16 protein-coding genes are annotated in these 21,120 nt (G+C 72.5%); 9 read left to right on the top strand and 7 right to left on the bottom strand.

Annotated elements, in window-relative coordinates:
- Positions 1–61: 61 nt before the first annotated feature.
- Positions 62–850, bottom strand: a complete 789-nt coding sequence (locus B0I32_RS30595; protein ID WP_106245657.1) for an MOSC domain-containing protein — start codon at positions 848–850, stop codon at positions 62–64.
- Positions 851–970: 120 nt separating this feature from the next.
- The gene (locus B0I32_RS30590; protein ID WP_106245655.1) at positions 971–2,104 is read right to left on the bottom strand and encodes an FAD-dependent oxidoreductase; all 1,134 of its coding nucleotides are present in this window, start codon (positions 2,102–2,104) and stop codon (positions 971–973) included.
- A gap of 113 nt (positions 2,105–2,217) precedes the next feature.
- On the opposite strand from B0I32_RS30590, the gene B0I32_RS30585 reads away from it, so the two are divergent.
- Positions 2,218–2,643 carry a MerR family DNA-binding transcriptional regulator gene (locus tag B0I32_RS30585; protein ID WP_106245653.1) on the top strand — a complete coding sequence of 142 codons (426 nt, stop codon included), beginning with the start codon at positions 2,218–2,220 and terminating at the stop codon, positions 2,641–2,643.
- A gap of 48 nt (positions 2,644–2,691) precedes the next feature.
- Here B0I32_RS30585 and B0I32_RS30580 read toward each other — a convergent pair whose 3' ends face one another.
- A complete protein-coding gene (locus tag B0I32_RS30580; protein ID WP_106245901.1) occupies positions 2,692–4,176 on the bottom strand; it encodes a type I glutamate--ammonia ligase in 1,485 nt (494 codons plus the stop codon).
- A gap of 124 nt (positions 4,177–4,300) precedes the next feature.
- Between B0I32_RS30580 and B0I32_RS30575 the strand changes: the two genes are divergently transcribed.
- Genes B0I32_RS30575 through B0I32_RS30565 form a run of 3 tightly spaced genes read left to right on the top strand, consistent with a single transcriptional unit; the run spans position 4,301 to position 8,615 of the window.
- A complete protein-coding gene (locus B0I32_RS30575; RefSeq protein WP_106245652.1) occupies positions 4,301–4,930 on the top strand; it encodes a TetR/AcrR family transcriptional regulator in 630 nt (209 codons plus the stop codon).
- Positions 4,930–6,666, top strand: a complete 1,737-nt coding sequence (locus tag B0I32_RS30570; RefSeq protein ID WP_181307939.1) for an ABC transporter ATP-binding protein — start codon at positions 4,930–4,932, stop codon at positions 6,664–6,666. Before B0I32_RS30575 ends, B0I32_RS30570 begins: the two co-directional genes overlap by 1 nt.
- Positions 6,663–8,615, top strand: coding sequence for an ABC transporter ATP-binding protein (locus tag B0I32_RS30565; RefSeq protein WP_342751785.1), 1,953 nt, complete (start codon positions 6,663–6,665; stop codon positions 8,613–8,615). Before B0I32_RS30570 ends, B0I32_RS30565 begins: the two co-directional genes overlap by 4 nt.
- Before the next feature lie 77 nt (positions 8,616–8,692).
- Here B0I32_RS30565 and B0I32_RS30560 read toward each other — a convergent pair whose 3' ends face one another.
- Positions 8,693–9,730: a zinc-binding alcohol dehydrogenase family protein gene (locus tag B0I32_RS30560; RefSeq protein WP_219912078.1), complete on the bottom strand. Its 1,038-nt coding sequence runs from the start codon at positions 9,728–9,730 to the stop codon at positions 8,693–8,695.
- Positions 9,731–9,916: 186 nt separating this feature from the next.
- Here B0I32_RS30560 and B0I32_RS30555 point away from each other — a divergent pair, with 186 nt between their 5' ends.
- Together B0I32_RS30555 and B0I32_RS30550 are read left to right on the top strand one after the other, a co-directional pair.
- On the top strand, positions 9,917–10,144 hold the full coding sequence (locus B0I32_RS30555) for a hypothetical protein (RefSeq protein WP_106245648.1): 228 nt from the start codon (positions 9,917–9,919) through the stop codon (positions 10,142–10,144).
- Positions 10,145–10,232: 88 nt separating this feature from the next.
- Positions 10,233–11,606, top strand: coding sequence for a collagen-like domain-containing protein (locus tag B0I32_RS30550; protein ID WP_106245646.1), 1,374 nt, complete (start codon positions 10,233–10,235; stop codon positions 11,604–11,606).
- 59 nt (positions 11,607–11,665) lie between these two features.
- Here B0I32_RS30550 and B0I32_RS60165 read toward each other — a convergent pair whose 3' ends face one another.
- The 3 genes from B0I32_RS60165 to B0I32_RS30535 form a co-directional block, all read right to left on the bottom strand.
- Positions 11,666–13,582, bottom strand: coding sequence for a glucuronyl esterase domain-containing protein (locus B0I32_RS60165; RefSeq protein WP_245956126.1), 1,917 nt, complete (start codon positions 13,580–13,582; stop codon positions 11,666–11,668).
- A 179-nt stretch (positions 13,583–13,761) separates the two neighbouring features.
- The gene (locus B0I32_RS30540; protein ID WP_219912077.1) at positions 13,762–14,973 is read right to left on the bottom strand and encodes a cytochrome P450; all 1,212 of its coding nucleotides are present in this window, start codon (positions 14,971–14,973) and stop codon (positions 13,762–13,764) included.
- Between the two features lie 66 nt (positions 14,974–15,039).
- On the bottom strand, positions 15,040–16,473 hold the full coding sequence (locus B0I32_RS30535; protein ID WP_106245643.1) for an MFS transporter: 1,434 nt from the start codon (positions 16,471–16,473) through the stop codon (positions 15,040–15,042).
- 119 nt (positions 16,474–16,592) lie between these two features.
- Here B0I32_RS30535 and B0I32_RS30530 point away from each other — a divergent pair, with 119 nt between their 5' ends.
- The 3 genes from B0I32_RS30530 to B0I32_RS30520 all read left to right on the top strand — a co-directional run bounded on the left by B0I32_RS30530 (position 16,593) and on the right by B0I32_RS30520 (position 21,014).
- On the top strand, positions 16,593–17,201 hold the full coding sequence (locus B0I32_RS30530; RefSeq protein WP_106245641.1) for a TetR/AcrR family transcriptional regulator: 609 nt from the start codon (positions 16,593–16,595) through the stop codon (positions 17,199–17,201).
- A 181-nt stretch (positions 17,202–17,382) separates the two neighbouring features.
- Positions 17,383–19,977, top strand: coding sequence for a glycoside hydrolase family 2 protein (locus B0I32_RS30525; protein ID WP_106245896.1), 2,595 nt, complete (start codon positions 17,383–17,385; stop codon positions 19,975–19,977).
- On the top strand, positions 19,974–21,014 hold the full coding sequence (locus B0I32_RS30520; protein ID WP_106245640.1) for a LacI family DNA-binding transcriptional regulator: 1,041 nt from the start codon (positions 19,974–19,976) through the stop codon (positions 21,012–21,014). Before B0I32_RS30525 ends, B0I32_RS30520 begins: the two co-directional genes overlap by 4 nt.
- Positions 21,015–21,120: the final 106 nt, after the last annotated feature.

Raw genomic sequence — 21,120 nt, 5'->3', positions numbered from 1 at the left:
TCACCCGGGTCCGGGGGCCGAGGCCGTTCAGGCGGTCACCGGATGGAAGCCGCGGCGTCGTTCAGGCGGTCACCGGATCGCCGAGCCGGATCCGGCCGGGTCCCCTGGGCACGAGGCGGATGCCGAACCACGTCTTGCCGTCCCGGAGGCGATGCCGGGCCAGCGTCCTGAGCGGCTCCTTGCCCCTGGCCCCGGTGACCGGGTCGATGGTGGTGACCGCGCACCGGTCGCACGCCTCCGAGACGCGGAAGTCCACCTCGCCGATCCTGACCTCCTTCCACGCGTCCTCGGCGTAGGGCTCGCCGCCGTCCACCACCACGCTCGGTCGGAACCGTGCCATGTCGAGCGGCGTGTCGCCGCCGATCTGCTCGTCCAGCAGCCGGAGCGACGCGGCGGACGTCAGCAGCAGCGGGGCGTCCCAGGCGAAACTGACCACCTCGCCGGGCAGGCCGCCGTGCGCGGGGTCGATGGATCGGCGGCCGGGGTCGTCCAGCCAGACGAGCCGGGCGGGGCGGCCGAGCAGTTCGGTGAACCAGGCGCAGGCGGCGTCACCGGCGGGCACCGCGTGGTCCAGGCCGGTGAACTTCACGGGGACCGGCTCGCCCGTGGGCGGGGAGACCTCCAGGTCGGGCCGTCCTGGGGCGGAGAGCAGCAGTCCGCCGCCGTCGAGGTTCCGCGCACGGACCGAGACCATCCGGGGGTAGTCGGCCAGCCAGAGGTGCTCACCCGCCTCGTCGACCACCGCCCACCGGCGATCCCCGGCCAGCCCCCACGGCTCCACGGCGACGTCCGCCACGGGCAGCCCAGCCCCCGACTTGACCGGATAAACCCGGATATCAACCAGTCGCATGGCCGCATCGTAGATCTCCGCCCGGGCCCAGGACAGCCTTCACGGCCGCCGGATCCTCCCACTGACCGTCTTCGGACACCGGCGGCCCCGCAGCCTCAAGGGGGCGGTTCCGGAGGTGGGTCAGATGCGGTCGCTGAGGGTGCTGAGGAGGCGGCCGAATACCCGGGTGGCCACACGTGGAGAGGTGGCCGCGTTCATGCGCATGACGTACTCGCTCTGCATCAGCGACCGTGGCCCCGACACCGCGAGCCCGTGCGTGGCCATCGTCGAGGCCAGGGCCGCGCGCCGTTTGCGCTTGGCGGAGTAGACGCCGACCACCTGGGCCGGGTCGGGCACGGTGGCCAGGCAGTGCACCAGGGTCGCCACGTCCTCCAGCGCCTGGTTCGTGCCCTGCGCCATGAAGGGCGGCATTCCGTGCGCGGCGTCCCCGAGCAGCACGCACCGGCCCGCGCCCCAGCGGGAGGGCACCTTGTGCCGGGTGTGCGGGAACCACTCGGCGTCGCCTTCACCGAGCGAGGCCAGCAGTTCCTCGACCGGCGCCGCCCAGCGGCCGAACCGCCGGCGCAGCAGCCGCACCGGGTCGGCGGCGGGCGCCCCCCGCACGTACGGCACGTCGAAGAACCATTGCATGAGCCCGTCACCGGCTCCCATGTACCCGAAGTCGCCCTGCCGGCCGATCATCAGCGTCGAGGTGGGCCCGGGGTCGAACGGCGCCGGCGTCAGCCCCTGCCAGATCGCCACCCCGGTCAGCGCCGCCTCGCCGTCGCCCAGCACCAGGGCGCGCACCCGCGAGCGCACCCCGTCGGCCCCCACCAGGAAGTCGCCGTCGTACTCCTGCCCCTCCTCGGTCCGCACCCGTACGCCGTCACCGTCGGCCCGCAGGCCCGTGACCCGCGCGCCGAACCGGACGGTGCCCTCGGGCAGCCCGCCCGCCAGCAGGCCGATCAGCGACGATCGCGGGATCACCCGGGCCTCCGAGCCGAACCGTTCCGCCAGCGCCTCCAGGTCCATCTCCAGCACCTCGCGCCCCCGCGAGGTCCGTAACCGCAGCGTGGTCAGCCGCTGCCCGGTCCCCTCCAGGCCGACGCCGAGGTCGCGCAGGATGGCGGTGCCGTTGCACCACAGGGTGATGGCTCCGCCTCCGGTGCGCGGCCGCGGCGCGCGTTCCAGCACCGTCACCTCGTGTCCCGCCGCGATCAGCCCCCGCGCGGTGGCGAGCCCGCTGATCCCCGCTCCTGCCACGATCACCCGCATGCGCGGCCCCCGCTTCTGCTCTACTTATCGTAGTACTACGAGTTATAGAGCATAATCGCGCGTACGTCCACGCCGGGCGCCGCCCCGCCTCCTGACGTACGCTCGAAGGCATCATGGGGGAACGGCACCTGACGATCGGCGAGCTGGCGAGGAGCACCGGCGTCGCCACCTCGGCGCTGCGCTACTACGAGGAGCTCGGCCTGATCCCGGCCCCCGAGCGGATCTCGGGCCGGCGCCGCTACCCGGAGTCGGCGACGGCGCTCGTCGGCACGATCCTGCTGCTGCGCGACTGCGGATTCTCGCTGCACGAGTGCACGGAGTTCCTGGCCGCACAGACGCGCGGCGACGACTGGCGGGAGCTGGTCCGGCGCAAGCTCGCCGAGCTCGACGAACAGATCGCCAGGGCCCAGATCGCCAGGAAGGCCGTCGCCCACGCGCTCGGCTGCCCGCACGACGAGCTGCCCGCCTGCCACAACTTCACCGCCGCCCTGGACGCCCGGCTGGCCGGACTGCCCCTGGAAGAGGCCCACCCGCACTGACCCGGAAGAGGCCCCCGCACTGACCTGGGAGAGGCCCGTCCGCGTTGATCAGTAGAGCCAGCGGTAGGAGCGCACCACGTCCGCCGCGTCCCGGCCGGTCGCGCGGGCGGCGTCGGACTCGCGTACCGCGATGAAGGCGCCGACCAGCTCCTCGCCCAGCGCCGCGCGGATACGCTCGTTAGCCCGCAGCTCGGCGAGCTGCTCCTCGACCGTGACGGGCAGCCGGCGGATGCCGTGCGCCGCGCGCCGTTCCTCGCTCCAGCCGCCGGGATCCTCCTGCACCGGATCGGGCGGCGTGAGGCCGTCCTCGACGCCGGCGACGCCCGCCGCGATCACGGCGGCCAGCGCGAGGTAGGGGTTGGCCGAGGCGTCGGACGGCTTGAGCTCGACGTTGGCGTGCCCGGCGCCGAGCAGGGGAGTGGCCGGTACGAACCGCAGCGACGCCTCCCGGTTCTCGACCCCCCAGAACGTGTAGGCCCCGCACCAGTACCCGGGCCGCCTGCGCTGCAACGACGACAGGCTCGGCGCGCTGACGGCCACGATCGCGGGCAGGTCGCGCAGCAGGCCGGCCAGGTAGGCGCCGCCCTCGGCGGTCAGGCCCCCGGGCCCGTCGCCGCCCGACAGCAGGTTGGCCCCCGCGCGGGACACCGAGGTGTGCAGGTGCCAGCCGTTGCCCACCTGGCCGAGCGTCACCAGCGGGGCGAAGCTCGCCCGCAGGCCGTGGGCGCGGGCCGCCGCGTGCACGGTCTGCCGCGCCAGCAGCTGCCGGTCGGCCGCGGTGACCGGGTCGGCGGGGGCGATGTTGAACTCGAACTGCCCGGGGCCGTACTCGCCGTGGAACTGGCCGACGGGGACGCCGTTGCGGTCGAGGTCGCGCAGCAACTGCTCGGCGAAGGCGTCCACGGCCAGCATCTTGGCCGGGCCGTAGGAGGGCCCGTCGTAGACCGGACGCACGTCGCCGTCGCCGTCGTCGCCCGCCCGGCTCAGATGGAACTCCATCTCGTAGCCCGCCAGGAGGTCGAGCCCGAGCGCCGCGGCCCTGGCGACCTGCCGCTCCAGCACACCCCGCTGGTCGTACGGCCACGCGGAGCCGTCGGCCGCCACCTGCCGCCCCGGCACCCATGCGAACCCGGGCTGCCCCGCGAGCCGGACGAGCCGGTCGGCGACGGGCATCAGCCGGATGTCGCCCGAGGGCGTGCCCAGCGGGGCGTGCTCGAAGGTGATCCCGTCGTGGGAGTCGAAGACCGCGAACAGCGGCGTGATGCCGACCCCGCGCTCGACGGCGGCGTCGTACTGGCCGGCCGGCACCGTACGGGAGCGCGGGATGCCGTTGTTGTCGGCCCACACGATCGTGACCCCGGCCACCCCGGCCGCCACCGGATCCGCCTGCGCCGCCCTGCCCGCCACCGGATCCCGCTGATCCGCCGCCGCCCGAGAGGTCGCCGGATGGCGCTGATCCGCCGCCCCGGCGGCCGGAAGGTCGCGTTGGTCTGTTTCCGTCTGCTGCGCTCCGGATCGCGCCACGTCCAGCATCGGCATTTCCCCCCGCGATCAGCCCGCTGACCTGGTCACTTTAACCCGGGACCCCCTGCACGGGCGGCGATACACGCGAAAACCATTTGAACGAGTGAGTACTCGCTCATTACGATTCGTCCCCATGACGAGAAGGCGAAGGGTGCCGGCCATGGCGCCTGAGGACCGCAGGGCCGCGCTCATCGCCGCCACCATCCCCCTCCTGCGCGAACACGGCACCGCCGTCACCACGCGCCAGATCGCCGAGGCCGCCGGCGTGGCCGAGGGCACGATCTTCGGCGTCTTCCCCGACAAGATCTCGCTGCTGCGGGCCGCCCTGATGGCCGCCTTCGACCCGGAGCCGGCGGTGAGCGCCCTGGCCACCGTCGGCACCACGCCGGAGCTGCGCGCGCGGCTGTGCGAGGCGGTGGCGATGCTGCGCAAGGGCATGCACGCCAACGCCAAGCTGCACGCCGCACCCAGGGAGTTGCTGACCGACGACCCCGAGTTCGGCGAGCGCATGCTGGAGAGCCGCCGCCGGATCATGGAAGCCATCGCCACCCTGGTCGAACCCGACCGCGAGCGGCTGCGCCGCTCTCCTGGCGCCACGGCACAACTGCTGCTCATGCTGGTCGCCGTCACCGTCCACCACGGCCTCGGCGGCCTCGGCGGAGACGACCTGGGCGGCATGGACGACGAGGAGATCGTCTCCGTCCTGCTCGACGGGCTGCTCACGCGGCCCGATCTCACCCCTTTGACAGAAAGCCCCTGCTGATGCTGTTCCGCCTGCTGCGGGACCAGCTCAAGCCGTACGGGAAAGAGATCACGCTCGTCGTCCTCTTCCAGTTCGTGCAGACGCTGGCCACGCTCTATCTCCCCACCCTCAACGCCGACATCATCGACGACGGCGTCGTCAAGGGCGACACCGGTTACATCATGCGTGTCGGGATGGTGATGCTGGCCGTCACGCTGGTCCAGATCGTCTGCTCGATCGTCGCCGTCTACTACGGCGCCCGCACCTCGATGGCCCTGGGCCGCGACCTGCGGGCCGCGATCTTCCACCGGGTGCAGGACTTCTCCGCCCAGGAGGTCAACCGGTTCGGGCCGCCGTCCCTGATCACCAGGACCACCAACGACGTGCAGCAGATCCAGCTGCTCGTGCTCATGACGTTCACGATGATGGTGGCGGCGCCGATCATGTGCGTCGGCGGGATCGTGCTGGCGCTGAACCAGGACACGACGCTGTCCTCGCTGCTGCTCGTCGTGCTGCCGCTGATGATCGCCGTCGTGGGCACGATCGTGGTGCTGATGCGGCCGCTGTTCCGGACGATGCAGGAGCGCATCGACCGGATCAACCAGGTGCTGCGCGAGCAGATCACCGGCATCCGGGTGATCAGGGCGTTCGTCCGCGACCGGCACGAGCGCGAGCGCTTCGCCGTCGCCAACGAGCAGCTGACGGACGTGTCGCTGCGGGTCGGCCGGCTGATGGCGCTGATGTTCCCCACCGTCATGCTGGTGGTGAACCTGTCCAGCGTCGCCGTGGTGTGGTTCGGCGGTCACCGCATCGCCGACGGGACGATGCAGGTCGGCGCGCTGACCGCGGTCATCTCCTACCTGATGCAGATCCTCATGTCGGTGATGATGGCCATGTTCATGTTCATGATGATCCCGCGGGCCGAGGTCTGCGCCGAGCGCATCGAGGAGGTGCTCGGCACCGAGCCGACCGTCCACCCGCCGGCCCGGTCCGTCACCCCCGACCGGCAGATAGGCGAGCTGGAGCTGCGCTCCGTGGCCTTCCGTTATCCGGGCGCGGAGGCGCCGGTGCTGAGCGACGTGAGCTTCACGGCCCGGCCGGGCCGGACGACCGCGATCATCGGCAGCACGGGCAGCGGCAAGACGACCCTGCTCAACCTCATTCCGCGCCTGTTCGACGCGACCTCCGGCGACGTCCTGGTCGACGGCGTCGACGTGCGCGACCTCGACCCCGCCGCGCTGGCCCGCGCCGTCGGGCTCGTCCCGCAGTCGCCGTACCTCTTCTCCGGCACCATCGCCTCCAACCTCAGGTACGGCAGGCCCGACGCCACCGACGAGGAGCTGTGGCGGGCCCTGGAGGTGGCCCAGGCCCGCGAGTTCGTCGAGGCGATGCCCGGCGGCCTGGAGGAGCCCATCGCCCAGGGCGGCACGAACGTCTCGGGCGGCCAGCGCCAGCGCCTGGCCATCGCCAGGACCCTGGTGCACCGGCCCGAGATCTACCTCTTCGACGACTCCTTTTCCGCCCTCGACTACGCCACCGACGCCCGGCTGCGCGCCGCCCTGGCCGAGGAGATCACCGACGCCACCATCGTCATCGTGGCCCAGCGGGTGAACACCATCCGCGACGCCGACCGCATCCTCGTCATCGAGGAGGGCCGGATCATCGGCAGCGGCGACCACGCCGAACTCATGAGCACGTGCCCGACGTACCGGGAGATCGTGCTGTCCCAGCTCACCGAACAGGAGGCCGCGGCGTGACCACCCAGGCGCCCCCGCGCCGTCCCCAGCCAGGATTCGGCCCGGGCCGGATGCTGAGCGGGCCCGCCGAGAAGGCCCTCGACTTCGGCGGCACCCTGCGCCGCCTGGTCCGCCTGCTGCGCCCCGAGCGGGCGATGCTGGCCGTCATCCTGGCCCTCGGCACGGCCAGCGTGGCGCTGACCGTGTCCGGCCCCAAGATCCTCGGCCACGCCACCGACCTGATCTTCTCCGGCATCATCGGCGCCCAGCTGCCCGCCGGGAGCACCAAGGCGGAGGCCGTGGCCGGGCTGCGCGCCCGCGGCCAGGACACCTTCGCCGACATGGTCTCGGCCATGAGCGTGGTGCCCGGTCAGGGCATCGACTTCACCGCGCTGGCCCATGTGCTCGGCTGGGTGCTGGCGGTCTACGTGCTGGCGGGGCTGCTCGGCATCGTGCAGTTCCGGCTCACCACGATCGTGGTCCAGCGGGCCGCGTCCCGGCTGCGCGAGCGGATCGAGGCCAAGCTGGGCCGGCTGCCGCTGAGCTACTTCGACGGCCAGCCGCGCGGCGAGATCCTCAGCCGCGCCACCAACGACACCGACAACATCGCCCAGTCGCTGCAGCAGACGATGAGCCAGCTCATCTCCTCGCTGCTGACGGTCATCGCGGTGCTGGTCGTCATGTTCTGGATCTCACCGGTGCTCGCGCTCATCGCGCTGATCTCGGTGCCGCTGTCGGTCTACGTCACCGCCGTCATCGGCAAGCGGTCGCAGCCGCAGTTCATCAAGCAGTGGTCGTCCACGGGCAAGCTCAACGGCCACATCGAGGAGATGTACGGCGGCCACACGCTGGTCAAGGTGTTCGGCCGGCAGAAGGAGGCCGCCGGCACCTTCGCCGAGCACAACCAGGACCTGTTCAACGCCAGCTTCAAGGCCCAGTTCATCTCCGGGATGATCCAGCCGGCCATGATGTTCATCGGCAACCTCAACTACGTGCTGGTCGCCGTGGTGGGCGGGCTCAAGGTGGCCTCGGGCTCCATCTCGCTGGGCGACGTGCAGGCGTTCGTCCAGTACTCGCGGCAGTTCAGCCAGCCGCTGACCCAGGTGGCCGGCATGGCGAACCTCGTGCAGTCCGGCGTCGCCTCCGCCGAACGGGTCTTCGAGCTGCTCGAAGCGCCCGAGCAGTCGCCCGAGCCGGAGCAGCCCGCGCGGCCCGCCGAGGTGCGCGGACGGGTCGCGTTCGAGAACGTGTCCTTCCGGTACGCGCCCGACCGGCCGCTGATCGAGGACCTGTCGCTGACCGTCGAGCCCGGCCAGACCGTGGCCATCGTCGGCCCGACCGGCGCCGGCAAGACGACGCTGGTCAACCTCGTCATGCGCTTCTACGAGGTGACCGGCGGGCGCATCACGCTGGACGGCGTCGACATCGCCGAGATGTCCAGGGAGGAGCTGCGCGCCAACATCGGCATGGTGCTGCAGGACACCTGGCTGTTCGGCGGCACCATCGCGGAGAACATCGGCTACGGGGCCGAGGACGCCACTAAGGAGCGGATCGAGGCCGCCGCGCGGGCCGCCCACGTGGACCGCGTCGCCCACACGCTGCCCGACGGCTACGACACCGTGGTCGACGAGGAGGGCAACACGGTCAGCGCGGGCGAGAAGCAGCTGATCACGATCGCCCGCGCCTTCCTGTCCGAGCCGGCCATCCTCATCCTGGACGAGGCGACCAGCTCGGTGGACACCAGGACCGAGGTGCTCATCCAGCGGGCGATGAGCTCGCTGCGCGAGGGGCGGACCAGCTTCGTGATCGCCCACCGCCTGTCCACCATCCGCGACGCCAGCCTGATCCTGGTCATGGAGAACGGGCGGATCGTCGAGCAGGGCACGCACGAGTCGCTGCTGGCGGCGGACGGCGCGTACGCCCGGCTGTACTCGGCCCAGTTCGCCCAGGCCGCCGTGGAGGTCGACTGATCAACCAGCGTCGCTGATCAACCAGTGCCGCTGATCGGCCGGCCTCGTGAGGGGTCGGCCTTGTGACGGCCGGCCGGTCAGTCGCCGAAACCGGTGAGCGTCACCTTGCCCACGGCCGTGCCGGACTCCATGATCCGGTGCGCCTCGCGCAGGTGGGCGGCGTCGATCCGGCCCAGGTCCCTGGTCGCCGTGGTGGTCAGGACACCGCGGTCCACCAGCCGGGCGACCTGGGTCAGGATGCGGTGCTGCGCGATCCGGTCGGGCGTGCCGTAGAGGGAGCGGGTGAACATCAGCTCCCAGTGGAACGAGATCGCCTTCGACTGCAGCACCCCGACGGGCAGCGTGTCGTGGTCGTCGATCACGACGATGTCGCCGAACGGCCTGAGCATCTCGGCGTACGCCGGCAGGTTCCGGTCCGTGCCCGCGGTGCTGAAGACGTAGTCGAGACCGTCGGGCACGATCCCGGCCACCTGGGGCGGCAGCGGCTCGTGATGGTCGACCAGGTGGTGGGCGCCCATGCGCCGGGCGAACTCCACGGTCTCGGGCCGCGAGGCGGTGCCGATCACGGTGAGCGCGGTGAGTGCCCCGGCGAGCTGCACCACCATCGAGCCGACGCCGCCCGCCGCCGCGGTGACCAGCAGCGCCCCGGCCCGCTCCAGCGACGCCCGGCGCAGGCCCAGCCGTTCGAACAGGCCCTCCCACGCGGTCAGCGAGGTCAGCGGCAGCGCGGCGGCCTCGGTGAAGGTCAGCGTGGCGGGCTTGCGGGCGACGAGCCGCTCGTCCACGACGTGGTACTCGGAGTCGCAACCGGGACGGTCGTGCGCGCCCGCGTAGTACACCTCGTCCCCGGTCCTGAACAGCTCGGCCCGGTCGCCGGTCGCGACGACCGTGCCCGCCGCGTCCCAGCCGAGCACTTTGGGCTCGCCTCCCGGGTCGGTGTACTTACGCGTCTGGTAGTCGACGGGGTTGACCGCGACGGCCTCCACCCGGACCAGCAGATCGGTCGGTCCCGGCTCGGGGACGGGCAGCTCGACGTCCACCAAGCTCTCGCCGTCGTCCAGCGGAAGGCTCTTCCGGTACGCGACGGCGCGCATCCTGCCGGCGTTTCCCCCCATGACGCATCCCCCTTAACAGCCCGGCGTCGGCGGGCCATGAGGCGACCCCTGCCCGCAGGTCGTGCCCTTAACACGGGACGTTTCCCGCCCGTTGATCGAGGTCTCCGGGCAGGGGAGGGGGACGGCGGCGTGCAGGGGGCTGTCGCGGGAAGGGAGGGGGTTTGTCGCCTCGCGGAGAGTTAGGCGGTGCTCACTTCGCGCAATAAATGCCTGCATGACGGCAACCACGAAGAAGTCCTGCTCCTGCGGACACGGATCGTCCTGCTCATGTGCCGCCGGTTGCAGCTGCGGCTGCAACTCCTGACCCGCGCCGGGCGGCCGGGACAGATCGCCGGGATGTTCTCCGGTCATCCGGCCGCCCGCCGCACTCTCCGCAGCATCCTCGGCCGGGGTCGCGTGCGGGTATCGCTCTAGTACGTACGGCCGCGCGGCGCTGGTTCACTCTGATGCCGGACTGCCGTGGAGCCGGTCCAGGGCCGGATCGCCGCCGCACAATGAGGCCATGACCTACCCTCCACCTCATCATCCGCAAGATCCCCGGGCCGCGCAGGGGACCCCGGACGGCAGGCCGCAGCCCGCTCCCGCCGCGCCATGGCCGGGCCACGGCCCCCGGTCAGCCGGCTCAGGCCCCGGCCGGCCCGGCAACGGCCCACAGCCCCGGCAGGGCGGCCCGCCACCCGACTTCGGCTCACCCCGCTTACCCGGCCCGCCCGGTCCCTACGAGCAGGCGGACCAGTACGGCCGGCACGGGCATGCGGGCTCGTACGAACAGGGGGACCAGTACGCCCGATCGGGCCGGCATGGGCAGGCGGGCCCGTACGAGCCGCAGGACCGGTACAGCCGGCCGACCCGGCACGGACGCGCCGACGCCTACGGGCAGGGAGACACGTACGGACAGAGCGACGCCTACGGGCGGGGCAACGGCCACGGACAGGCTGACGCCTACGGGCGGGGCGATGCTGACGGGCGGGGCGACGCCTACGGGCAGGGTGACGCCTACGGCCGGGCGACCCAGTACGGGCAGGCCGACCTGTACGGGCTGCCCCGGCACGACTACGGCACGGCGCCCCGGCGCGGCAACACCCTGGTCATCGGCCTGTCCATCGGGCTGGGCCTGCTCCTGCTGGCCGGCGGCACGGTGGGCGCGGTGACCTACCTCGGCTCCCCGGAGGCGCCCGCCGCCCTGCCGAGCAGCGCGACCTCGTTCCCGACGACGGCGCCGTGGCAGTCCGACGCGCCCTCCGACGCGGCCGGCGACGCCGGTGACGAGCCGTCGGGCGGGCCCGCGGACGAGGCGTCGGCCGGGGCCTCCGACGAACCGGAGGCCGAACCGTCGGGTGAGCCGTCGGAGCCGGCCGCCGACCCCACGGCCACCCCGCCCGCCTCCGGCCGGGCCCAGCCGGGCTCGCCGATCGCGCACACCGAGTTCGGCGACTGGAAGTTCAACCTGAGCGGGGTCAGGTTCTCCGCCGCCAAGGTGGCCGGCTGGACGTACGACAGCTGCGACCCCGTGGACGGGCGGGGCGTGCTGGCCAAGAACAAGTGCACGAGCGCCGTCCAGGTCGCCTACACCGCCTACCGGGGCCACCTCAAGGCGGTGCAGGTCATGATGATGTTCCCGACGGACACGGCGGCCAAGGCCGCGGCGACCCGGCTGGCCAAGCTCAACTCGAACGCGGTGAACATCCGCAGCGACATGACCTTCTCCACGTTCGCCTACGGAGCGATCCGGACGAACCCCTCGAAGAAGTACGTCGTCGTCACCATCGTCACGGCGGACAAGACGGCCAAGGCCAGGGCCGAGAAGTTCCACCTCTACATGCAGGCCGACTCCATGAGCTACTTCCTGCTGCGCGACGTGACCGTCACCAGCTGACCCTCCGTCCCGCGAGCGGGCCAGGAGGTCCCGGGCGGGCCGGAAGGTCCGGAAGGCGGTCAGGCGCAGGTGTAGCCGGACGGAAGGGCGGTGTCGCCGTTCGGGCGGGTGGCCTGGAAGCCGACGCTGGTGGTGGCCGCCCCCGGGGCGAGCGAGCCGTTGTGGGCGGCGTTCCTGAAGGTCACGGTCTGCCCGCTGACGGTGGCGGCGACGTTCCACGAGCCGGTCAGCGTGTGCCCGGCCGGCAGCGTGAAGGTGACCGTCCAGCCGCCGATGGCGGACGTGCCGGTGTTGGTGATGGTCAGGGGCTGGACGACGTACCCGGTGGCCCACTGGGTCTGCACGGTGGCGAGGGCCGTGCAGCCCCCGGTGGAGGGGCCGGGCTGGGTGGTGACCTGGACGGTGCCCGACACCGGCGAGGCGTTGCCCGCGGCGTCCCGCGCCCTGACCTGGTAGCGGTAGGTGGTGCCGGGCGACAGCCCGGTGTCGCTGAAGGAGGTCGTGGCCGAGGAGCCGGCCTGTGTGAACGTGCCGCCGCTCGCGCCGGGCGCGCGCAGCACGTCGTACCCGGTGACGCCGGTGTCGTCGGTCGAGGCGGCCCAGGTCAGCGTGGCGCCGGTGGCGGTCACGGCGGACGCGGCCGGGGTGCCGGGCGGGCTCGGCGCGGTCGTGTCGCCGGAGCCGCCGCCGAGCGCGGGCGTCTGCCAGTCGCGCCACTCCGCCAGGTTGCCGGCCGCCCTGGCCGAGATCCGCATGGCGCCGGGCGCGTCGCCCGTCCGCAGCAGGAACTTCTGGATGTGCTGCTGCAGCGGGGTGCGCCATTCGGGCCGGTTGGCGCAGTGGCTGCCGTCCTGTACGTCGGACCAGTACGTGATGTTCTCGCCCGCTCCGAGCGCCTTGTACACCTCGGCTCCGCCCAGCGCCGCCACGCTCGCGGACCTGGGGCCGAGGTTGGTGATGTGCGGGTTGTCCATGACGAACAGTCCGCGCGGCGCGACCATGGCCACGAGCTGGTGGGTGTCCACGGGCAGCCGGGCCGGGCTGCCGGTGAACGAGCCGAACGCGTCGCCCAGCCACGGCTGCTCGCCGTACGCGCTGCTCAGGCTCTGGGCGCCCTCTCCTGGGATGCCCCGGAAGATCGGCACGCCGGCGCTGCCCGACTCGATCGGCATGGTGAGCGCGATGCGCTGGTCGAAGGCGCCGGCCACGAAGGCGCCCTTGCCGAAGCGGGAGCAGCCGGTGACGCCGGTGGCGTCCGCCTTGAGCAGATCGCCGCCCGACTGCTCGATGACGTCGATGATCCGGCTCACGCCCCAGCCCCAGGCGAGCAGCAGCCCGGTGCTGCTGGAGGAGCCGTAGACGCTGTAGAAGGCGCCCTGCTTGTTGCTGCGCGGCGTGCCCTCCCGGCCGACCGCGTACGGGTCGTAGCTGATGACGGCGGCGCCGGCGGCCCTGATGGCGGCCGTGTCCGCGCCGAACCCGCCGAGGACGACGACGGCGGGGAAGGGCCCGGTGCCGCTCGGCAGCGAGACGCTCGCCGAGAAACTGGAGCTTCTGCCGTTGTGGCTCACGTTCACGGTGATGCCGGTGCTCGAGACCGTCCCCGTGACGCTCGACGGCTTGGGCGGCTTCTCGCCGTAGACGAACTTCTCCGCGAGCCGCTTGGTCTCCTCGCGCAGGCACCGCCAGTCGGCCCTGCTGGTGATCCGCGACCCGTTCAGCTTCCTGAACGGGTCGGGCAGCCGGGAGATCGACGGCAGCGAGCCGGCGTCGGGCAGACCGGGCACCACACAGTCGGCGCCCTCGTTCTCGTCACCGGCAGCAGCCGCGACGGCTCCGTGCGCCGCGGCGGCCTGAACGGGCGGCACGGCCGCGGCCCCCGCCACCGGCGCCCCTCCGGCGAACGTGAGCGTCGTCGCGGCCGCCAGGGCGACGACTCGTGCGAGCATCCTGGAGCGGACCAAGCTGATGATCACCAGAGCTCTCCCTCCCGGGTGGGGGCGTTGGCGATCAGTGTGGGAAGCCCTCCGAAACATGTCAAGAAGACTCCGAAAAATTTCGGAGGGCTTGCTCGGTATTGAGCCGCTGTACAGCGCGTACGTGCCGCGAGTTTTCGGTAACTATCGGAAACTAGCTGAAACTAACGCTCCGACGGTCACCAGGTGACCGGCAGCTCGTACATGCCGTACACCGTCGAATCCTCCTTGAACGCCAGCTCCTCCTCCGGCACGGCCAGCCGCAGCCCGGGCATCCGCCGCAGCAGCGTCTCGAAGACGATCTCCAGCTCCACCCGGGCCAGGTTCTGCCCCAGGCACTGGTGGGCGCCGTAGCCGAAGGCCAGGTGGTTGCGGGCGCCGCGGTCGACGTCGAAGCGCTGCGCGTCCGTGAACGTCTCCGGGTCGCGGTTGCCGGCGTTGGCCAGCATGAGCACCCCGGAGTTCGCCGGGATCACCGTGCCGCCGAGCTCCACGTCGGCCGTGGCCACCCGCACCATGGCGAACTCGGCGATGGTGAAGTAACGCAGCATCTCCTCGACGGCGTTCACCGTCTTCGCCGGGTCGGCACGCAGCGCGGCCAGCGCCTCAGGGTCGCGCAGCAGCTGGTACGTGCCGAGCGAGATCATGTTGGCCGTGGTCTCGTGCCCGGCGATGAGCAGCAGGAACGCCAGGCTGAGCAGCGCCGGGCCGTCCACCGCGCCGTCGTTCTCGCGCTGCTTGGCGATCTGCCGGCTGAGCAGGTCGTCGGTGGGCTCCTGCTCCTTGGCCTTGATCAGCTTGTCCAGGTAGAGGGCCAGCTCCAGCACGGCGTGCCCGCGCTCGTCCTGCGTGGTCCTGCGGTCCAGCAGCCGCGCCGAGTGCAGCTGGAAGAAGTCGTGGTCGGCGTACGGCACGCCGAGCAGCTCGCAGATGACCAGGGAGGGCACCGGCATCGCCAGCGCGCGGACCAGGTCGGCCGGCTTCGGCCCGTCGAGCATGGCGTCCAGGTGCTCGTCCACGATCTGCTGGATGCGCGGGCGCAGCGCCGCCATGCGCCGGACGGTGAACTCGCCGATCACGGCGCGCCGGGCCGGCCCGTGCTCGGGCGGGTCCATCTCCAGCATCATCTTGGGCAGCGGCGAGTCGGCCAGCCCGCTCCCGGTGTCCTGGGCCAGCCGCGGCATGCTGGGATGGCGGCGGTCGGCGGTGAAGCGCGGGTCGGTCAGGATCGTCCTGATGTCGTCGTAGCGGGCCGCGACCCACGCCTCGCCTCCGGCGGGCAGCGTGACCTTGGCGACCGGCTGCTCCCGCAGAAGACGCAGGTGCTGCTCGGGTGGGGCGTACGGGCAGCCGCGGGTGGTTTCGAGCGTCGCAGCGGGGTCAATCGTCAAAATTCTCCCCATTCGGTGTGCCATTCGATGTGGTTGCCGACGGCAAAGATAACCTACAGATGTACGTTAATGTGCCGGGTCCGCGCCCCGCGCGCCCGCCCCGCGCAGGGCGGCGACGGCGACGAGCACGCCGAGGAGGACCAGGGCGGCGTTCACGGCGACGGCGGCCCTGACGCCGTGCAGCACCGCCCCGGCGCTCACCGCCCCCGCCGAGGTGGCGGTGACGATCGCCGACATGATCGGCGTGCCCATGGTGATGCCCACCTGCTGCGACATCGACGCCAGCCCGGTGGCCAGCCCCTGCTCGCGATCGGGCAGCCCGGCCGTGGCGGTGACCATGAAGCCCACGATGACCAGCATGTTGCCGACCCCGCCGAGGAAGGTGGCGGGCAGTTGCAGCCACAGGGAGGCCGGCGTACCGCCGAGGAGGAGCAGGACGGCGGTGAAGGCCGCCTGCAGCAGTCCGCCGCCGACCAGCGCGGCCCGTGCGGACGCGCGGGCGATGACCCTGGGGGCGAGCAGGCCGCCGAGCACCGTCCCGAGGCCGAGGCAGGCGAAGGAGACCCCGGCGGCCAGGGCGGAGAAGCCCAGCGTCTTCTGCAGGTAGAGGGTGAGCAGGTACACCAGCGACGTCTCGGTCACGAACGCCAGCAGGCCGAGGACGTTGCCCCACGCCACCGTGCGCTTCCGCAGCACGTGCACGGGGATGAGCGGCTGCTCCGCCCGGCTCTCGACCGCGTAGAAGACCACCAGCAGGACGGCGCCGGCGAGCAGGCCCGCGAGCGTGGCCGGATGGGTCCAGCCGTGCTCTCCGGCCTGGGTGAGGCCGTAGACCAGGGCGAGCAGGCCGAGGGTGACGGACAGCGCGCCGGGCAGGTCGATCCTGGGCCGGTCGGCGGGGCGTGACTCCTCGATGACGGCGGGCGCGACCAGCAGGACGGCGAGCGCGACGGGCACGTTGACGAAGAAGGCCCAGCGCCAGGAGAGCAGGTCGGTCAGCACGCCGCCGAGGATCGCGCCGGTGGTGAACCCGGCCGACATCAGGGCGCCGTTCAGTCCGAGCGCCTTCTGCCGCAGCGGCCCCTCGGGGAAGGAGGTGGTGAGCAGGGCCAGGCCCGCCGGTGTGGCGGCGGCCGTCGCGAGCCCCTGGGCGACGCGGGCGGCGATGAGGATCTCGGGGGTCGGCGCGAGGCCGCCGGCGAGGGAGGCGAGGCCGAGCAGGGCGAGGCTGGCGAGGAAGACGCGCTTGCGGCCGACGAGGTCGCCGACGCGGCCGAAGAGCAGGGTGAACCCGGCCGCCGACAGGGCGAAGGCGGTGGCGATCCACTGCAGGTTCGCCAGGGAGAAGCCGAGGCCGTCGCCGATCAGGGGGAGGGCGACGTTCAGGATCGAGAAGTCGACGGCGAGCGTGAACTGGGCGACCAGCAGGACCGCGAGGACGACTTTGAGCCGGCCGGTGAGCCGTGGTGGCCGGGCGGGGGCGGAGGCGAGGGTGGACATGACGGGACGTCCTTCCGGCATGGTGTTCGGAGATGCTCTTAACGGGTCTATGGTTCCGTTAGGGAATGTAGCATCGCGATGGCTTTTAATGGAACCAGAGTCCCGATAAGGAGTTCTGTATGGCCGACGTGCCACCGCGCGGGGCCGTCCGTCCCGGCGGGCGGACGGCCCGCGTGCGCGAGTCCGTGCTGCGGGCCGCCGCCGACACCCTCGTGGAGAAGGGGTTCGACGCGCTCGACCTGGCCGAGATCGCCCGGGTCGCGGAGGTGGGCAAGACCACCGTCTACCGCCGCTGGGGCAGCCCGGGAGCGCTCGCCGCCGACCTTCTCGACGACATGGCCGCGCAGTCCCTGCCCCGGTCCAGGACCGGGAACGTACGGGACGACCTGCGGGAGAACGCGCGCCTGGTGGTCAGGACCCTGACCGATCCGCGCCAGGGGCGGCTGTTCAAGGCGCTCATCGCCGCCTCGCTCTGCGACGAGCAGGCGGCCCTGGCGCTGCGCCGCTTCTACGCCGTGCGCATCGACGAGTGGGCCGGCTGCGTCGCGGACGCCGTCGAACGGGGCGAACTGCCCTCGGGGACCGATCCCCGGCGGGTCATCGCCGGCGTCTCCGCGCCGCTGTACTACGCGCTGCTGAACACCGGGGAACCTCTCGACGAGGCGGCGGCCGACCGGGCGGCGGAGACGGCTCTGGCCGCCGCGCGCGCGGGGGTGTGGGCGGAATAGCGGCCCCCGTCGTCCGGGTGGCTTTACCGGGTAAGCACGGCAAGGGGACCGGCGCACGAGGGTGTCAAGGGCCGGGGTTCCGTGCTGGACTGAAACGGTCTAGACAGGTTCAGGGGCGCTCGGTACGTTGATCGTGATTTATCGGGACATTTGCCCCATTCTCGTGATTGAGGAGCAGGACTTGGCTAAGCAGAGCACGTCGTTGCACTCGGGATGGACGCTCCGCCTGGCGGGCGGTGCGCCGGCCGCCGGCCTCGACCGGCTCACGAGCGAGGCCGTGCCGGCCCGGGTGCCCGGCTGCGTGCACGCGGACCTTCTGACGGCCGGGCTGATCCCGGATCCGTACCAGGGGCTCAACGAGCTGGAGGTGGCCTGGGCAGGCCGGGCCGACTGGCGCTACGAGACGGCACTGGCGGCGGCGCCGGCCGGTTTCGAGCGGACGGACCTGGTCTTCGAGGGGCTCGACACGGTCGCCACGGTGCTGCTGGACGGGGAGGAGCTGGGCCGGACCAGGAACATGCACCGTTCGTACCGGTTCGACGTGACCGGGCGCGTACGGGACGGCTCGGCTTTGTCGGTGCTGTTCACCTCCGCCTACACCGAGGCCGAGGCGCAGCGCGAACGGCTGGGCGCGCGGCCGAACGCCTACCCTGAACCGTTCAACTTCATCAGGAAGATGGCCGCCGGCTTCGGCTGGGACTGGGGACCCACCCTCGTCACCGCCGGCATCTGGCGGCCGGTCCGCCTGGAGAGCTGGAGCACCGCCCGGCTGGCGCAGGTCAGACCCCTGGTCACGGTCACCGGCGGCGCCGGCGAAGGCAGCGGCGGCACCCGGGCCGACGGCAGGATCGAGGCGCACGTCGAGCTGGAACGCACCGAGAGCGGCGCGGACCGCGAGCTGACGCTGACGATCGAGGCGGGAGGGCGGACGGCCACCCGGACCGTGCCCGCCGGCGCGGGCAGCGCCGTGGCGGTCCTGGAGATCCCCGCACCGGACCTGTGGTGGCCGCGCGGGCACGGCGATCAGCCCCTGTACGAGTGCGCGGTGGTCCTGTCCGACGCCGCCACCGGCCAGGTCCTGGACACCTGGCGGCGGCGCGTCGGCTTCCGCACGATCGAGCTCGACCGGACTCCGGACGAGCACGGCACCGCCTTCACCTTCCGCGTCAACGGCCGGCCGATCTTCGCCCGTGGCGTCAACTGGATCCCCGACGACGCCCTGCCCGTCCGCCTCACCCCCGAGCGCTACCGGCACCGGCTGACCCAGGCCGCCGAGGCGGGCGTCGACCTGGTCCGGGTCTGGGGCGGCGGCATCTACGAGGACCACGCCTTCTACGACGCCTGCGACGAGCTGGGCCTGATGGTGTGGCAGGACTTCCTGTTCGCCTGCGCCGCCTACCCGGAGGAGCAGCCGCTGCGCGGCGAGGTCGAGGCCGAGGCCCGCGAGAACGTCGTCCGGCTCGCCCCGCACCCCAGCCTGGTGCTGTGGAACGGCAACAACGAGAACCTGTGGGGCTTTCGCGACTGGGGCTGGGAGCCGGAGCTGGCCGGCGAGAGCTGGGGCGAGGGCTACTACCTCGGGCTGCTGCCGCGTGTGGTGGCCGACCTCGACCCCACCCGCCCCTACCAGGCGGGCAGCCCCTGGTCAGGCTCATGGGATCGTCATCCCAACGACCCGGCGCACGGCCCGTCCCACTTCTGGGAGGTGTGGAACCGGCGCGACTACACCGGCTACCTCGACGACGTGCCGCGCTTCGCCGCCGAGTTCGGCTGGCAGGCGCCGCCCGTGCACGCCACCCTGCGCGAATCGCTCGGCGACGACCAGCTCGACGCCGCCTCGCCCGCCATGCTGCACCACCAGAAGGCCGAGGACGGCAACGGCAAGCTGGCCCGGGGCCTGGCCCATCACTTCACCGCGCCGGCCGACTTCGACCACTGGCACTACCTCACCCAGGTCAACCAGGCCCGCGCCATCGCGACCGGCGTCGCGCACTGGCGCTCCCACTGGCCGCTCTGCGCCGGCACCGTCGTCTGGCAGCTCAACGACTGCTGGCCGGTCACCTCGTGGGCGGCCATCGACGGCGAGGCCCGGCCCAAGCCGCTCTACCACGAGCTGCGCCGTCTCTACGCCGACCGGCTGCTGACGTTCCAGGTCCGGGACGACGCCCGCGTGCTCGCCGTCGACAACCAGTCGCCCGAGCCGTGGCGGGGCAGCGCGCTCGTGCGCAGGCTGCGCGCGGACGGGACGACGCTGGCGGAGGAGCGGGTGCCGTTCGAGGTGCCGGCCCGCACGGTCGCGCTGCTGCCCCTGACGGTCGCCGAGTTCAAGGACGCGAGCGAGGAACTGCTGGTGGCGGAGGCCGACGGGCTGCGCGACGTCGTGCTCGGCCGCCCGGACAAGGACTTCGCCTACCCGGCTCCCGACCTCGACCTGCGCCTCGACCCCTCCGGCGACACGCTCGGCGTCGTGATCACCGCCCGCGCCTTCGTCCGCGACCTGCTGCTGCAGGCCGACCGGCTCGCCCCCGGCGCCGTGGCGGACCGCGGCCTGGTCACGCTGCTGCCCGGCGAGACCGTCACGATCACCGTGACCGGCCTGAACGCGCGGGGAGCAGGCGGCGCCGACGGCGCCGACAGCGAGGCCGGGGGTGGGGCCGACAGCGCGGGCGGAACCGGCGAAATCGGTGGAACCGGCCAGACCGGCGCGATCGACGAGGCCGCGGTGCGGTCGGCGCTGTTCAGCGTCAACGCGGCGGAGGAGGCCGCCCGGCCATGACGCGCGCCGCCCGGCCGGCGGGCAAGGTGACGATCGCCGAGGTCGCCCAGCTGGCCGGGGTGTCCAAGGGCTCGGTCTCGCTGGCCATGAACGACAAGCCGGGCGTGTCCGCCGCCACGCGGCGGAAGGTGCGCGAGGCCGCCCGCGAGCTGGGCTGGCTGCCCAACCAGGCGGCCAGGTCGCTGTCGTCGGCCACCACGCAGGTGAGCAACGTGGGCCTGGTCATCGCCCGGCCGGCCCGCATGCTGGGGCTCGAACCGTTCTACATGGAGTTCGTCTCCGGCATCGAGAGCGTGCTGGCCGAGCGGTCCCACTCGTTGCTGCTGCGGCTCGTCCGCGACGTGGCGGAGGAGATCGACGTCCTCGACGGATGGAGCCGCAGCAGGCAGATCAGCGGCTCCGTCATGGTCGACTTCACCCTCGACGACCCGCGCGTCGCCGCCGTGGCGGCGCTGGGCCTGCCGGTGATCGCCGTCGGGCATCCGGACCTGACCGGCGGGCTGCCGTCCGTCTGGACCGACGACGCGGCGGCCGTCACCGAGGCGGCCCGCTACCTGGCGGCGCTCGGCCACCGCCGCCTGGCCCGCGTGGCCGGCCCGGCCAGGCTCGGGCATACGGCGCTCAGGAGCGAGGCGTTCACCCGGGCGATCGCGGACCTGAACCTCGAACCCGCCCGCATCCTGACCACCGACTTCTCGGGCGAGCAGGGCGCCCGCGCCACCCGCGCGCTGCTCTCCTCCGCCCGGCGGCCCACCGCGATCCTGTACGACAACGACATCATGGCCGTGGCCGGCCTGTCGGTGGCCACCGAGATGGGCGTGCCCGTGCCGGCCGAGCTGTCCCTGCTGGCCTGGGACGACTCCCAGCTCTGCCGGCTCACCCATCCGCCGCTGTCGGCCATGAGCCACGACGTGTTCGCCTTCGGCGCCGAGGTCACGCGCCGCCTCATGGACCTCGTCGGCCGGGGCGAGACGGAGCACGGCCCCGCCCCGACCCCCGTACTCGTCCCCCGGGGCACCACCGCCAGAGCCCGCTGACCTCCCGGCCCGCCCGGTCTGCTCGCCCGGCCCGCCCGGCCCGTCGGGGCTACCTGCCCGGCCGGCCCGGCCGCCTGTGCGCGCCCGACCGGCCGCCTGAACCGCC

Source organism: Nonomuraea fuscirosea (genome assembly GCF_003001935.1).
In the GTDB taxonomy this organism is placed as follows: domain Bacteria; phylum Actinomycetota; class Actinomycetes; order Streptosporangiales; family Streptosporangiaceae; genus Nonomuraea; species Nonomuraea fuscirosea.
This window is presented reverse-complemented; position numbering and strand designations above follow the sequence as displayed.

Excerpts from the sequence above, each read along its gene's own strand:
- B0I32_RS30595 (WP_106245657.1), bottom strand. The coding sequence starts at position 850 with ATGCGACTGGTTGATATCCGGGTTTATCCGGTCAAGTCGGGGGCTGGG.
- B0I32_RS30590 (WP_106245655.1), bottom strand. The coding sequence starts at position 2,104 with ATGCGGGTGATCGTGGCAGGAGCGGGGATCAGCGGGCTCGCCACCGCG.
- B0I32_RS30585 (WP_106245653.1), top strand. The coding sequence starts at position 2,218 with ATGGGGGAACGGCACCTGACGATCGGCGAGCTGGCGAGGAGCACCGGC.
- B0I32_RS30580 (WP_106245901.1), bottom strand. The coding sequence starts at position 4,176 with ATGCTGGACGTGGCGCGATCCGGAGCGCAGCAGACGGAAACAGACCAA.
- B0I32_RS30575 (WP_106245652.1), top strand. The coding sequence starts at position 4,301 with ATGACGAGAAGGCGAAGGGTGCCGGCCATGGCGCCTGAGGACCGCAGG.
- B0I32_RS30570 (WP_181307939.1), top strand. The coding sequence starts at position 4,930 with ATGCTGTTCCGCCTGCTGCGGGACCAGCTCAAGCCGTACGGGAAAGAG.
- B0I32_RS30560 (WP_219912078.1), bottom strand. The coding sequence starts at position 9,730 with ATGGGGGGAAACGCCGGCAGGATGCGCGCCGTCGCGTACCGGAAGAGC.
- B0I32_RS30550 (WP_106245646.1), top strand. The coding sequence starts at position 10,233 with ATGACCTACCCTCCACCTCATCATCCGCAAGATCCCCGGGCCGCGCAG.
- B0I32_RS30535 (WP_106245643.1), bottom strand. The coding sequence starts at position 16,473 with ATGTCCACCCTCGCCTCCGCCCCCGCCCGGCCACCACGGCTCACCGGC.
- B0I32_RS30530 (WP_106245641.1), top strand. The coding sequence starts at position 16,593 with ATGGCCGACGTGCCACCGCGCGGGGCCGTCCGTCCCGGCGGGCGGACG.
- B0I32_RS30520 (WP_106245640.1), top strand. The coding sequence starts at position 19,974 with ATGACGCGCGCCGCCCGGCCGGCGGGCAAGGTGACGATCGCCGAGGTC.